The organism is Microbispora corallina (assembly GCF_016863035.1).
GTDB lineage: Bacteria > Actinomycetota > Actinomycetes > Streptosporangiales > Streptosporangiaceae > Microbispora > Microbispora corallina.
In genome coordinates this window covers 1-12830 of sequence record NZ_BOOC01000072.1, presented here as the reverse complement: position 1 = coordinate 12830, position 12830 = coordinate 1, and the positions used below count along the sequence as shown (strand labels likewise).

At 69.3% G+C, this 12830-nt stretch carries 11 protein-coding genes; 6 read left to right on the top strand and 5 right to left on the bottom strand.

Going from position 1 to position 12830, the window contains the following annotated elements; all coding sequences use genetic code 11:
• Positions 1 to 163: 163 nt before the first annotated feature.
• Positions 164 to 598: a nitroreductase/quinone reductase family protein gene (locus Mco01_RS38325; RefSeq protein WP_204061728.1), complete on the top strand. Its 435-nt coding sequence runs from the start codon at positions 164 to 166 to the stop codon at positions 596 to 598.
• Between the two features lie 126 nt (positions 599 to 724).
• Here Mco01_RS38325 and Mco01_RS38320 read toward each other — a convergent pair whose 3' ends face one another.
• The 4 genes from Mco01_RS38320 to Mco01_RS38305 form a co-directional block, all read right to left on the bottom strand.
• Complete coding sequence (locus Mco01_RS38320; RefSeq protein WP_204061727.1) at positions 725 to 3304, bottom strand: metallophosphoesterase; 2580 nt, start codon at positions 3302 to 3304, stop codon at positions 725 to 727.
• Positions 3305 to 3515: 211 nt separating this feature from the next.
• Complete coding sequence (locus tag Mco01_RS38315) at positions 3516 to 4724, bottom strand: Dyp-type peroxidase (protein ID WP_204061726.1); 1209 nt, start codon at positions 4722 to 4724, stop codon at positions 3516 to 3518.
• Positions 4721 to 5875 carry an EfeM/EfeO family lipoprotein gene (locus tag Mco01_RS38310; protein WP_204061725.1) on the bottom strand — a complete coding sequence of 385 codons (1155 nt, stop codon included), beginning with the start codon at positions 5873 to 5875 and terminating at the stop codon, positions 4721 to 4723. Before Mco01_RS38310 ends, Mco01_RS38315 begins: the two co-directional genes overlap by 4 nt.
• A 172-nt stretch (positions 5876 to 6047) precedes the next feature.
• Entirely contained in the window at positions 6048 to 6644 is a 597-nt protein-coding gene (locus Mco01_RS38305) for a TetR/AcrR family transcriptional regulator (RefSeq protein WP_239104232.1), read from the bottom strand.
• A 101-nt stretch (positions 6645 to 6745) separates the two neighbouring features.
• On the opposite strand from Mco01_RS38305, the gene Mco01_RS38300 reads away from it, so the two are divergent.
• The 4 genes from Mco01_RS38300 (at position 6746) to Mco01_RS38290 (ending at position 10337) form a co-directional block, all read left to right on the top strand.
• Positions 6746 to 8092 (top strand): DUF3533 domain-containing protein, encoded by a 1347-nt coding sequence (locus Mco01_RS38300; RefSeq protein WP_204061723.1) that lies wholly within the window; start codon positions 6746 to 6748, stop codon positions 8090 to 8092.
• Between the two features lie 271 nt (positions 8093 to 8363).
• A complete protein-coding gene (locus Mco01_RS38295) occupies positions 8364 to 9278 on the top strand; it encodes a hydroxyquinol 1,2-dioxygenase (protein WP_204061722.1) in 915 nt (304 codons plus the stop codon).
• Positions 9181 to 9510: an SbtR family transcriptional regulator gene (locus Mco01_RS40430; RefSeq protein ID WP_372445029.1), complete on the top strand. Its 330-nt coding sequence runs from the start codon at positions 9181 to 9183 to the stop codon at positions 9508 to 9510. The genes Mco01_RS38295 and Mco01_RS40430 overlap by 98 nt, the downstream gene beginning before the upstream one ends.
• The gene (locus tag Mco01_RS38290) at positions 9495 to 10337 is read left to right on the top strand and encodes a GNAT family N-acetyltransferase (protein ID WP_204061721.1); all 843 of its coding nucleotides are present in this window, start codon (positions 9495 to 9497) and stop codon (positions 10335 to 10337) included. The genes Mco01_RS40430 and Mco01_RS38290 overlap by 16 nt, the downstream gene beginning before the upstream one ends.
• 29 nt (positions 10338 to 10366) lie before the next feature.
• On the opposite strand, the gene Mco01_RS38285 is transcribed toward Mco01_RS38290, so the two are convergent.
• Positions 10367 to 11422 carry a methyltransferase gene (locus tag Mco01_RS38285; protein WP_204061720.1) on the bottom strand — a complete coding sequence of 352 codons (1056 nt, stop codon included), beginning with the start codon at positions 11420 to 11422 and terminating at the stop codon, positions 10367 to 10369.
• 435 nt (positions 11423 to 11857) lie between these two features.
• On the opposite strand from Mco01_RS38285, the gene Mco01_RS38280 reads away from it, so the two are divergent.
• Positions 11858 to 12830, top strand: a 973-nt coding sequence (locus Mco01_RS38280; RefSeq protein ID WP_239104231.1) for a GlxA family transcriptional regulator, incomplete at its 3' end; no start/stop codon positions are given.

Here is a 12830-nt window from a genome sequence, read left to right as displayed (position 1 = left end):
TCGTGACCGAGCGGCGTGTGGTCGTGGTCTGTCCCGCCGCGGCGGCCGGTTAGAGATCGGCGCACAAATCAGAGAGCACTGCTCTTGACGGTGAGCGGATTGCCACGCATGCTTGTTCTCAAGCGAGAGCAATGCTCTCGGAACCTCTGCTGAGGAGCCGGCGATGACCCGCTACATCGAACCGACCCGCATGGATCACCTGTTCAACCGTACGGTCGCGGGCCTCACCCGGCTCGGGATCAGCCTCTGGGGCTCCCGGATCCTGTATGTCCGCGGCCGGTCCAGCGGCGAATGGCGCACCACGCCGGTGAACATGCTGACCCTGAACGGCTCGCGCTACCTGGTCGCACCCCGAGGCATCACCCAGTGGGTCCGCAACCTGCGCGTCGCTGGAAACGGCGAGCTGCACGTGGGCCGCCGCATCGAAACGTTCACCGCCACCGAACTGTCCGACGACGAGAAGCCGGCCGTTCTCCGGGCGTATCTGAAGCGCTGGGGCTGGGAGGTCGGAAGGTTCTTCGAGGGAGTCACCGCGAACGCGTCCGAGGAACAGGTGAAGGCGATCGCTCCGGGCTTTCCCGTCTTCCGGATCGACTAGAGGTCTTGTCGCAAGGCCAGACCACGCCACCCCTACCAGAACTGCCGTCGCGTACGAACAGGCCCGGTGGTGATGACCGGGCCTGTTCGCGATGGATTTGTCAGTTGTCACCGATCGCCCGAGGGCTCATCGCTTGGCGAGGAACTCCTCGATCGCCGCCTTGACCTCCGTGCCGGTGGCGTGGCCGGCCACGATCCGCATCACCTGGCCCTGCATGGTGTCATTGCCGTATCGGCCGTACGTGTCCGCGATCACGAGGTCGAGCCAGGGACGGGCGATGGGAGCCGGCTTGCCCTGGTGGGGTGCGGCGAGGATGGCCGTGATCGCCTCCACGATTCGCCCTTGCACAGCCGCGGCGCTGTCCTGGAGGGCTCCGCGCTGATCCTCGGGCAGTCGTTCGATGATCGCCCTCGCCTCGGCCAGGTCGGCGATGGCGTCATCGACGGCGGCCTGGTCGGTGAGGTCGCGCGCGGCGATCCCCGCGAGCAGGTCGTGCGCCTGGACGATCGCCTTGACCACGTCGAGCCGCTGGGTCAGCCAATCGGCGTCGGCGCCGGCGGGGAGCTTGGCGATGGCGGTCTCGGCGGCCCGGATCGTCTCGGCCGACGGGTGGGCCTCCGCGGCGGCGACCGCTTCCCGGGCGGCCGTGAGGTCCTGAGCCGCCAAGATGGCCTTCACCGCGGTGAGCCGCCGGGTCAGCGCGTCGGCGTCGGGGCCGGCGGGGAGCTTGGCGATGGCGGTCTCGGCGGCCTGGACCGTCTCGGCCGACGGGTGGGCCTCCGCGGCGGCGACGGCGTTCACCGCGTCCTCGAGCGCCTCGTCCTCGCCCCCGGCGATGGTGACATCCATCGACCCGATGACGATGGGCAGGTTGTTGGCGGCGACGATCCGCATGTCGGCGTTGCCGTTCTGGCGATTGCGGAACATCACCTGCGGCATGTCGAGCGTCACGGTCTGCCAGGTGTTCACCTGGGCGGCGGTGATGTTCACCCGGGTTGTGCTCTGGTAGGCCGACCCGGTGGCCGCGGAGTCGTACTGAAGGACGAACGAGCCGGACACCGGAGACCGGTACTCGATGGTCGCCGTGCCGTCGTACGGCCCGCCCTGGATGAACTTGTCATCGACCACGAGGTAGAGGTTGTTGCCGCTGTTGAAGGTGTTCTTGTCCACCTGCAGGGCGGGGCGGCCGTCGACGGTGATCTCGTGGGCCGGGCCGCTCTCGTAGGGCATCCAGTTCAGCCCGTTGGGCTCGCCGGAGAAGTCCATGGACACATGGGTCACCGTGGGCTTGGGCGGAACGACGTCGATCTTCACCCCGGAGATGGCGAGCGGGAGGTCGCCGGTCGCCGACAGGCGCATGTCGGCGTTGCCGTTCTGGCGGTTGGTGAACCGGATGTCGGGGATGTCGATCGTCGTCGTCTGCCACTGGTTCACCTGGTCGGCGCCGATCGTCACCGACGACGACTTCTGGTACGCGGAGCCGCTCGTCGCGGAGTCGTACTGGAGAGTGAACTTGCCCGGGACGGGAGAGCGGTAGGTGAAGGTGGCCGTGACCGCGTACGGCCCGCCGGAGATCGCCGCGTCGTCGGCGAACATGTACAGCTGGTTGCCGCCGCCGAACGTGTTCGTCTTCAGGACGACCGCCTTCCGGCCGTCGACCGTCGTCTCCTCGTAGGGGCCGTCACTGTAGGGCTTGTACGTCAGTCCGTCGGTCTTGCCGGCCGCGAGGTCGAACGAGACGCTGTACTTGTTGGGGGTCGGGCTCTGCCCGGGATCCGGGTTCGGGTCGACCCAGTCGGAGCGCTCGGCCACGTACGCCTTGCCCTGGGCGTCCTTCTTCAAAGTGAAGGAGTAGTCGACCGTGTCGGGCAGCGTGACGAACTCGGCCTTCAGGGAGTCCTTGGTGACGGTCAGCCGCATCGCGCCGAAGTCCGTGGCCTCGCGGTAGAGGCTGCCAGGAGCGGTGCTGAACAGGGGCGTGATGCCCTCGCCGCTGTTACCGGTGATCGCGATGTTGTAGCCGTCGGAGGTGACGATGTGCTCGGCGTGGTGGTCGTGGCCGGCCAGGATCAGGTCGACGCCCGGCGTCATCATCCACGCGCGGTTCGGATTGTTGCCCGCCTTGCCGGAGGAGTAGATGGGCTGGTGGCCGCCGGAGAGAACCCACGCGGCGGCGCTGTCGTCGACCGTGTTCTTGTACTGGTCGTAGATGGCGGGCATCGTGGTGCCCGACGACGTCTGGCAGTTGACGTCCGGGTTGAGGAAGTCCACCAGCCCGTTGCCGAATCCGGCCACGTACGCCACCGGCACCTTGAAGAAGTCCACGCTGGGCTGGACGCTCTCCGGGGTGCAGCCGTTGCCGTAGTCGTGGTTCCCCATGATGGGGAAGAACCTGCCCGCGTCGATGTCGGCCTTGTACGGCGCCTGGGCTTTGACGACCTCCTCGGGGCGACCCTGCTGATAGCTGTTGTCCCCGACGGTCAGGATGTACGCGGGATTCCAGGAGTGGACCATGTCGGCCACCTGGTTCTCCGAGGCGCAGGCCCGGTCCACACCGCAGCCGCCGTAGTCGCCGATCACGGCGAGGACCAGCTGATCCTGTGGCGGCTTGCCGGGGTCCACCGGCGGGGTGATCCGCTCCAGCTCGTCTCCTGTCGCCTGGGCCACCTGGGCCACCTGGGCCGCCTGAGGCGCTGCCTGAGCCATCTGGGGGATGACCGCGGTGATCGCCGCAACCACCCCCACAAGTGTCAACACTGCTCTCTTCGCGAACGACACGTATCCACCTTTTTGGGTACCGCGCGGCAATAATCGGGCAGGACACTAGATCACGTGTCGGACGAGAGGGTGAATAAGTAACCAATGGCCGCATACGGTCGCATGGCAGATGCTGCGCCGACAAACCACCCCTGAGCGCTCAAATGACTAGATTTTGGGCGTAAAACCTAGACGCGTCCGGCACGCCGGGGACCGCCAGGAAGTAGCCGCCGCCGAACGGCGAGATGTAGTCGACCAGCGGCTCGTCCACCAGGCGCATCTGGATCGCCTCGAACTGCCGGTGCAGATCCTGCTGGTAGCTGGTGAAGATCAGCCCGACGTCGAGGTTGCCCACGTCGTCCACGCCCCGGTCGTAGTTGAAGCTGCGGCGCAGGATGCGGCTGTCGTCCGTCTCCGGATTGCGCGGGTTCGCCAGCCGGATATGGCTGGTGACCGGGATCACCTTGCCCGCCGGGTCCAGCTCGTACCGGGGCACGTCCTGCTCGTGGGCGCCGTCAAGCGGCGCGCCGGTGTCCCTGGCCCGGCCGAACATCCGCTCCTGCTCGCTCAGCCCGACCCGATCCCAGAACTCCACGAGCATGCGGATCAGCCGGAAGGCGACGTAGCTGCCGCCCGCGGCCCAGGCCGTCTCCGGCTTGTCGTCCCGCACCCACACCAGCCGGTCCATCTCGGCGGCGTCCTTGGTGTCGGGATTGGAGATGCCGTCCTTGAAGCCCATGAGGTTGCGCGGGGCGCCGCTCGGCCGCGGTGGGTTGGCGAACCCGTTCATCCGCCAGCGGATCTGCATCGCCCCCCGGGTGTGCCGGGCGATGTCGCGCAGCGCGTGCAGGACGGTGTCGTCGTCGTCCGCCTCCAGTTGCAGGCTGAGGTCGCCGTGGCACCAGGCGGGATCGAGGTCGTCGTTGGGGAAGACCGGCATCTGGACCAGGCCGGCCGGCTTGCGGGAGGCCAGGTCGTACCGGTCGTCGAAGAGGGAGGCGCCGAGGCCGAGGGTGACGCTCAGCGCCCCGCCGGGTACGTCCGGCCCGAGGATGCCCGAGTCGGCGGGCGGCGCGGTGATGCCCGGTTCCGGCGGGACCCCGCCGCTGGTCAGGGCGCGCGCCCGGCCGGTGAGGGTGCGGAACAGCTCCGTCAGCTCGTCCTTGCCGTCGGCGATGACGTCGTAGGCCACGACGACCGTCCTGCGCCGGGGGGAGTTGAGGATGCCCGCCTGGTGCGGCCCGTGGAAGGGAGGTACCGGCGGTGTGCCCGCGCCGGCGGCGGCCGGCTGCGTGGTACGGGCGACGGTGGCGGCGATGCCGGTGGCCAGCGCTCCGGTCATGAACGCCCTGCGGTTGTAGCCGGTCATCGTGTCCGCCTCGGGACGAGGATTTCGGCGACCGGGGCGAGCTCTTCCAGCAACTCGCCGGCCGCGCCGTTGATGGTTCTGCGGACTCGGGGGTCCAGCCGGTCGACCGGTGTCCAGGTGTCGCCGTGCTTCTGCGCTCCGAGGAGCGCGTCCAACTGGTCCAGATGGGCATCGACCTGCTTCAGCCCGGGGTAGCGGCCCTCGAGCAGCGGCCGTAGCACGCCGATGGTCGCCCGGGTGCCCTGGACGTTGGCCGCGGCGGTGGCCAGCGTGGTTCCGCTGCCCTGGTCGGATCGTCCGGACAGCTCGAACTGGAGGGTGTTCTCCAGGATCTCGTGCGCGCGCAGCGGGAGAGCGGCCGGGTCGAGCCGCTCGCCGGGGAAGCCGTCGCTCAGCGCCTTGACGTCCTGGTACAGCTGGTCGGCGACCGGGCGCAGCGTCGTGGCGGCCTCGTCGTGCCACAGGCCGTATTCGACCCGGTGCAGGCCGGTGAAGTTCGTGTCGTGGACGTCCCCCGGCAGGCCCGCGGGGCGTCCGTTGATCGCGCCGTCGAAGTCGCCGAAGGTGCCGTACGCGGAGCCGAGACTCTCGTAGGCCAGGTGGGCGGGCAGCCACGCCTTCCTCGCGGCGGCCAGGTCCCCCCGGTCCACCGCCTTGGTCAGCGCCTCGGTCCTGGTCACCAAGGTCTTCAGCCCGCCGGTCACGTACGTGGTGTACGCCTGCGCCGGGGCGACCAGGTCGTTGGAGGAAATCGGGACCGTCGCCGGTCCACCAGGGGCGTTCCCCGTCACCTTGACGGACGGCCCGACGACCAGGTCCCGCTCGTCCACGTCGCACCGGATGGCGTACGTCCCCTGGGCCAGGCTGACCCGCAGGGGCCGGGTCACCCCCGGGGCCAGCCCTTCCAGCTCGGCGTGTACGGCACCGCCGGGCACGTCGATGAGATCGACCCCCGAGGAGACGTCCCCGGTGTTGGTGACCATGATGGTCTGGAGACCGGCCTGCGGATTCGTCCAGCCCTCGCCGCAGTGGCTCGCGGAGATCTGGACCGCAGGAGGCGTGGGCGGCGAGGGGCCGGCGCCGGCCGCCGAGCACCCGGTCGCGAGAAGGAGCGACGCCGCAAGCACCGCGCCCGGCCGCCTGATATCCACGATCGTCTCCTGATGAATCACCACAAAAAGGGCGAGCACAGGCTAGTGGCTATATACGGCACATCAGGGTCTATTACGCGACGCGTGGCGGCAAATTCATGCGGCCATCATCCGGTGTTCTCCCTGGCGGCGAGAGGGCGACGAATCAGCGGGGACATGCCGCCCTTGACGGTCAGGGGGCGGTGAGGCCGGTGGCGAGGTGGTCGAACGCTCGGTCGATGAGCGTTTTCAGGCCCTCGATCCCCGTTTCCGGATTCCAGGTGATGAAGGCCGAGCGGAAGATCGACCCGGTTGCCGCCGCGAGCAGGCGCGGATAGAGGCTGCCCGGCGGGCATCCGGTGCGGTCGGTGAGGACGTCGGCGAGCCTGTCCTCGAGGCGGAAGACCGCGTGCAGGGTCTTGGTCCTCAGTTCGGGAGACGCGCTGAACAGCTCCTTGCGCGCATGCCAACCGGTCTGTGCGGCGAAGCTGGGCATGGTGTCGTCCATCGCCCGGCGCAGGGCCGTGAGCGGTGGTTCCTGCGATGGCCGCGCGGCGAGCGTGGAGGCGAGTTCGTCGGTGAGGCGCTGGTCCCAGGCGAAGAGTGCCGCCTCCTTGCTCTCGAAGTAGTTGAAGAAGGTCCGGCGGGAGACCCGGGCGGCTTCGCAGATGTCGTTCACGGTCACCGTCGAGGGGTCCTGCTCCAGGAAGAGCCGGATCGCGGCAGCGCGCAGGGCCTCACGGGTCTCGGCCTTCTTGCGTTCACGAAGTCCTGGAACTTCGCCCTGCATGTCGATCACGTCCTCTCACCACCGGCGGGGCCAGCGTACTCACCCAGAAGTTTGCACGGGTGCATCGTTGCACGAATGCAGTAATCGCTAACCTGAGCAGCATGGCATCTGCGCACGCGAAGAAGAAACGCCCTGGTGAGATCACGCGGACACTCGCGATGGGGGTCTGGCTCCCCGCGATCTTCCTGACCGGACTGCTCTTCTCCTTTCTGCTGGCCTTCCACAACCCCACGCCGCATCACATCGAAGTCGCGGTCGCCGCCCCGCCGCCCACGACGGCGCAGCTGCAGTCCCAGCTCGACGCGGCCGTCCCGGGCGGCTTCACCCTCCAGCCGGTCGGTACCGCGGCCGAGGCGCGCGCGGAGGTCCTGAACCACGACGCGGTGGCGGCGTTCGTCCCGGCGGCGCACCATCCTCAGCTGTACGGCGCCAAGGCGGACGGCGCCGCCATGGAATCGCTCGTCCGCCAGGTCTTCACCTCCGCGGTTCAGAAGGCCGGCGCCGGCCTCGCCTTTCACGAGCTGGTCTCGACGAGGCCGGGAGACAGCCTGGGCATCAGCCCGCTGTACCTCCTGATGGCCTGCACTCTCCCCGCCTACTTCCTGGTGGTCGCCATGCAGCGCGCGGTGGGCTTCAGCCGTCGGGCGCATGTGGCCACGATGATGGGAGGCGGCGCCGTCGCCGCCCTCGCCTGTTACCTCACGGGCGCCTACGGGATGGACGCGATCCCGCAGCATCCGCTCGCGCTGCTGTACCTGTTCCTACTGACGCAGGCCGTGTCTCTGACCTCGTACGGGTTCGTCCCCTTTCTCGGCCCGTTCTTCCCCGGGGCCGCCGTCACGCTTTTCCTCTTGCTCGGCGTGCCCTCCAGTGGCTGCACCGTCCCCGTCGACCTGCTCAACGGCTTCTTCCGCTTCCTCCACCCCGTCCTGCCCATGGGCAACGCCGCGGACGCCCTGCGTCTTGCCGACTACTTCGACTACCGGCAACTGGGCCGGCCCACCGCGGTGCTCTGCGCCTGGATCGCGACAGGGGCGGCTCTCATCGTGCTCGGGTACCTCAAGCACCTACGGCAGCTCGTACGCGACGCACAGGCAGGCATTACGGGAGCCGTCCCCGCGCCTCCCCCGGAGGATCCCACCGTGGAGCTTCCTGAGCCGGTCGCCCTCCCCCCGCACCGGCACCATTTCGGCGAGCAACTGCCGATACTGACCGGGAGAGTCAGCGGTCTCGCCGGAGAGCCACTGTCGGCCACGATCACGGTCACCGACCCGCGCGGGCGCCAACTGGTCCGTACCCGTACCGACCAGAACGGCGAGTACGCGGCCACCGGCTTCCACCACGGTTTCGCCATCGTCGTCGCCGGCGCCCCCGGCCGGCAGCCGGCCGCCTCACGTCTACTGCTCAGCCCCGCCGCCCCCGTGAACCAGGACTTCATCCTCACGTGATCGCTCCGCCTGAGAAGCGGGTTTCAGGTGGCCGCCAGACGATGTCGAGACATGTCCCTGGATAAGATCGCCGGTAGGCCCCGCTTGCCGCTCGCCGTGACGGTCAAGACACGCCGACGACCGCTCCGATCGCGCGCGCCCGGCATCCCCCAGGCGGCGGAACCGGTCCTGCCCACGGTGCCGCCGTCCGACTCCTGACCGTGTCCGACCTGGAAGGCGTCATCCGTGCCGCCTGGGCCGGCGAGCAGATCGTGTAAGGAAGCCCGCCACCATGACCAGCCAGATCTCGCCTGAGCAGAGCGCCCGGGAGGAAGAGCTCCTCGCCCGCGTGCTGGGCTCGTTCGAGCACACCCCCGACGAGCGCCTGAGGTACCTGCTGCAGGAGCTGGTGACGCACCTCCACACCTTCGTGCGCACGGTGCGGCTCACCGAGCCCGAGTGGAACGCCGCGATCGAGTTCCTCACCCGGGTCGGCCACATGACCAATCAGCACCGACAGGAGTTCGTGCTGCTCAGCGACGTGCTCGGCGTCTCCATGCAGACCGTCGCGGTGAACAACGAGGCCGCGGGGAACGCCACCGAGGCGACCGTGCTCGGCCCCTTCTTCGCCCAGGACGCCCCCCACATCGAAAACGGCGGTGACATCTCCGGCGGAGCTCCCGGCGAGCCCGCCTGGGTCGAGGGCACCGTCAAGAGCGTCGGCGGTGCGCCCATCCCCGGCGCCCGCATCGAGGTGTGGGAGGCCGGCGAGGACGGCCACTACGACGTGCAGCACCACGACGGCCGCGTCTACGGCCGGGCCCGCCTCTTCGCCGACGAGAACGGCGAGTTCCGCTTCTGGGGCCTGTTTCCCACCCCTTACCCGATCCCGGACGACGGGCCGGTCGGCGACCTCCTCCAGGCCACCGGGCGCAGCCCGTATCGGGCGGCTCACCTGCACTTCATGGTCAGCGCTCCCGGTTACCGCACCCTCGTCACCCACATCTTCGTCCGCGGCGACGAACTGCTCGACAAGGATTCGGTCTTCGGCGTGAAGGACTCACTGGTTCACGACTGGTCTCACCACTCCGCCGCCGAGCCGACCCCGGATGGGCGGGACCTGCGGGGCAGGCGGTGGGCCCGGGTCCGCTTCGACGTCGTCCTGGCTCCCGGCCAGTCCGTCGACTACGGCGCGCTCATGGCATAGTCGTCGCCAGGACTCCGCTCTGATCACCGCTGCCCACGAGGCGGTCGACGCGCCCGGCACCGCCCTGCTGGACGCGGCCAAGCAGGCCGGCGAGGTACGTGCCGACCTGCGCATGGCCGACCTGCTGGCCCTGCTCAACGCGATCGCGACCGCCGCCGAATCAGGTGAACGGCAGCCCACCGATAGGCTGCTGCCGACGACTGGGAGACCTGATCCATGGCCTGGTCCATAACGGACAGTCCTGACGTTTTTCGTGCCGAGGCGGGAGCCTTCGTCGCGTCGCGTCCCGATCTGCACACCATGATGCTGTCGGGACTCGACACGATTGAGCGCCTTCGCTCGGGCGGCGCGACGCCGCCCGCGGTTCTGGGATGGTGGCGAGACCGGGGGGAGAGCCGTACTACGGCCGCCTTCGTCTGGATGCCGCCGCAGCTGCTCGCGGCGAGTCGTCTCTCCGACGCCGCAGGTACAGGCCTGGCCCGATTGCTCTCCGCCGGAGACCGGCCCTTCAGCGGGCTGATGGCTGACGACGCGACGATCGGCCTCTTCTCGGAGGCATGGAAGGAGGCCACGGGATCCGCCCCTGAAAGCAGAGTGCACCTGCGCCTGTACCGTCTGGACCAGGTCGTCCCGCCGCGCGTCGTGCCTCCGGGGAAACCTCGCGTGGCGACCGCCGGGGATCGCGACCTTCTGCATCATTGGTGCACGAGCTTCGTCGCGGAAGCCGGGTCTCTCGGAGCGGACCTCGACACGTTCATCGACGAACGCATAGCCCGACAGGGGTGGCGAGTCTGGGAGGTCGAGGGCGAAGCGGTCGCCATGGCCGCCACGACCCCCGTCGTGTCCGGCATGGCACGCATCACCCCCGTCTACACCCCGCCCCGGCACCGCGGGCACGGCTACGGGGCCGCTGTCACCATGGCCGTCTCCAGAGCCGCCCAGGAGGCCGGCGCGGCACACGTACTCCTCTTCACCGATCTCGGGAACTCGACGAGCAACCGGCTGTATCAGCGCATCGGCTACCGGCCGGTCTCGGACTATCGGATCCTCCAGCCCTGACCGGCGGAACGCCCGAGTACGGGATGGCGTCAGACGGCCTCGAGTTCCATGATCCACAGTGGTGAGCGTGTGGGCCGGGCAGAGACCCGGCGCCATCCGCCGGCCGTGAACAGGGCGTCGTACTCGTGCAGGTGTCGTTCCCGGCCTCCGTCGGTGACGGACAGCATGTTCATGTCCGCCACGGCGCCGAAGTCGGGCGTACCGACCTCGCCGAGCACGATTTCGACGACGACGGCGCGCGCTCCGGGCCGGGCGGCGGCACGGCAGTTGCGAAGAAGGCGAACGCAGGCCTCGTCGTCCCAGTCATGCAGGATCCACTTCAGCAGGTACAGGTCCGCTGCGGGCACCTCGTCGAAGAAGTCGCCCTCCATCGCGCTGAAACGGTCCGAAAGGCCGAGGTCCTCGGCGGCACGGGCAGCCGCGACGGTCACATGCGGCAGATCCAGGACGATGCCGTGCAGTGCGGGATTGGCCCGCATCAGCCCGAGCACGAGCCGGCCGTTGGCACCGCCCACGTCGACGGCCGTCGAGACGCCCGAGAGGTCGAGCATGTTCACGGCCTCGACGGCCACGACCTCCGACATGCTCGACCCGCTGGAGGCGAAGGCGTCGCCCTCCTCGGGATGCTGGGAGAAGTAGGTGAACTGGTCCATGCCCAGCGCCTTGTACACCTGCGTCCTGCCCTCGCGTACGGCGTCGGGAAGGTGCGCCCAACTCACCCAGGTCGAGTAGCCGGCCAGGTGCAGGGTGGTGTCGCGCAGCGAACCAGGGACGCCTTCGCGCAGCAACTCTCCCATCGGGGTGGTGACGAACCTGCCGTGCCCTTCGTACGCGAGCAGCCCGATCGAGGCGCACGCCCGCATCAGCCGGTAGGTCGTGGCCGGATGGGTGGATGCCCGTTCGGCGACCTCATAGGCCGTACGTGCCCCTGCGGCGACATGGTCGGGAATCGAGAGGGCCGCCGCCGTCCGGACGATCTGCGCCACCTGGTGACCGGTGATCATCTGGAGCAGGGTGCCGAAGACGCGCTCCTGCTCAAGGGCCGCGTCCTCGCGTCCTGACGCCGCCTCTGGTGTTTCCTTCATGGTGCTCCGTACGTCGTCTCATCGCCGCGGGACAGGCGACGGCCGCTCGGGTCGCATCGGCGACCGCCGCTGTTGCCTGGGACCTCCAGCCCCGCGATGCGGCATGACCGCCGGCCCTTCCGGGAGGTATGGACTGCATTGTCCGGCTTCCATACTCCTGACGGATCGGCCCGCGGCGCCGCCTTTGTTCGGCCATGAATCACCTATATCCGGACAGAACGCCATTCCCGCCCTGCTCCACAACGGGTGCCGGCTGGGCGGCCCCGCCCACGAGGGCCTCCGTGATCTCCGGTGACCGTGTGCTACCAATGAACGGTGTCCATGCCTCCTGCGTCGCCGGCCCGAGGGCGGTCAGTGCCGGCGGGGCCCGGCCGGTCACCGCGCGGATCCGGCTCCGGCCCCTCTGGCCTCTCCGGCTCCGGAGGGGCCGGAGCGGTGGACGCCCGCCCTCATCGTGTCGGGATCCTCGTCTACGACGGAGTGACGTTGCTGGACGTCGCCGGTCCCGCGGAGGTGTTCAAGGAGGCGAACCGGTTCGGCGCCGACTACCGGATCATGCTGCTGTCGCCGACCGGGGCGGACGTCACGTCGAGCCTCGGGGTCCGGATCGCGGTCGACGGCGCCGTCTCCTCGGAGCCGGCTTTCGGCACGTTACTGGTGGCCGGGTCCGATCTCTATCCGCGCAGCCGCGTCCCCCGCGACCTGGCGGACGCCGCGCGGACACCGGCGGCCGTGGCCGGCCGGGTCGCGTCGATCTGCACGGGGGCGTTCGTCCTCGCCGCCGCCGGCCTCCTCGACGGCAAGCGCGCGACCACGCACTGGAAGGTCGCGCACAAGCTCGCCGCCCGGTGTCCGACCTGCCACGTCGAGCCTGACGCGATCTACGTCCGCGACGGCGCCACGTACACCTCGGCGGGGGTGACGGCCGGCATCGATCTGGCGCTCGCTCTCGTCGAGGAGGACCACGGGCCCGACCTCGCGCGCGATGTCGCCCGCGCCCTGGTGGTGTACATGCAGCGTGCGGGTGGCCAGTCCCAGTTCTCGGCGCCGCTGCAGGGACCGCCGCCCCGCTCGCCGGCTCTCCGCACGGTCACCGACCTGGTGACGGCGAACCCCGGCGGGGACCACTCGCTCGGTGAGCTCGCGAAACACCTGAATGTGAGCACCCGGCACCTCACCCGGCTCTTCCGCGACGAGCTGTCCACGACACCGGCCCGCTACGTGGAGAACATCCGGTTCGACCTGGCCAGGGCGCTGCTCGACCAGGGACACACCGCGACGCAGGCCGCGACCCTCGCCGGATTCCCCAGTTACGAGAGCATGCGGCGGGTTTTCGCCAGGAAGCTGTCGATCAGCCCCGCCGCCTACCAACGCCGGTTCGGCACGGCCCGCCGCGCCAACGCCGGTT

Bases quoted from the DNA above. Each gene is read 5' to 3' on its own strand.
- Mco01_RS38325 (WP_204061728.1), top strand. From the start codon at position 164: ATGACCCGCTACATCGAACCGACCCGCATGGATCACCTGTTCAACCGT.
- Mco01_RS38320 (WP_204061727.1), bottom strand. From the start codon at position 3,304: ATGGCTCAGGCAGCGCCTCAGGCGGCCCAGGTGGCCCAGGTGGCCCAG.
- Mco01_RS38315 (WP_204061726.1), bottom strand. From the start codon at position 4,724: ATGACCGGCTACAACCGCAGGGCGTTCATGACCGGAGCGCTGGCCACC.
- Mco01_RS38305 (WP_239104232.1), bottom strand. From the start codon at position 6,644: ATGCAGGGCGAAGTTCCAGGACTTCGTGAACGCAAGAAGGCCGAGACC.
- Mco01_RS38300 (WP_204061723.1), top strand. From the start codon at position 6,746: ATGGCATCTGCGCACGCGAAGAAGAAACGCCCTGGTGAGATCACGCGG.
- Mco01_RS38295 (WP_204061722.1), top strand. From the start codon at position 8,364: ATGACCAGCCAGATCTCGCCTGAGCAGAGCGCCCGGGAGGAAGAGCTC.
- Mco01_RS40430 (WP_372445029.1), top strand. From the start codon at position 9,181: ATGGGCGGGACCTGCGGGGCAGGCGGTGGGCCCGGGTCCGCTTCGACG.
- Mco01_RS38290 (WP_204061721.1), top strand. From the start codon at position 9,495: ATGGCCTGGTCCATAACGGACAGTCCTGACGTTTTTCGTGCCGAGGCG.
- Mco01_RS38285 (WP_204061720.1), bottom strand. From the start codon at position 11,422: ATGAAGGAAACACCAGAGGCGGCGTCAGGACGCGAGGACGCGGCCCTT.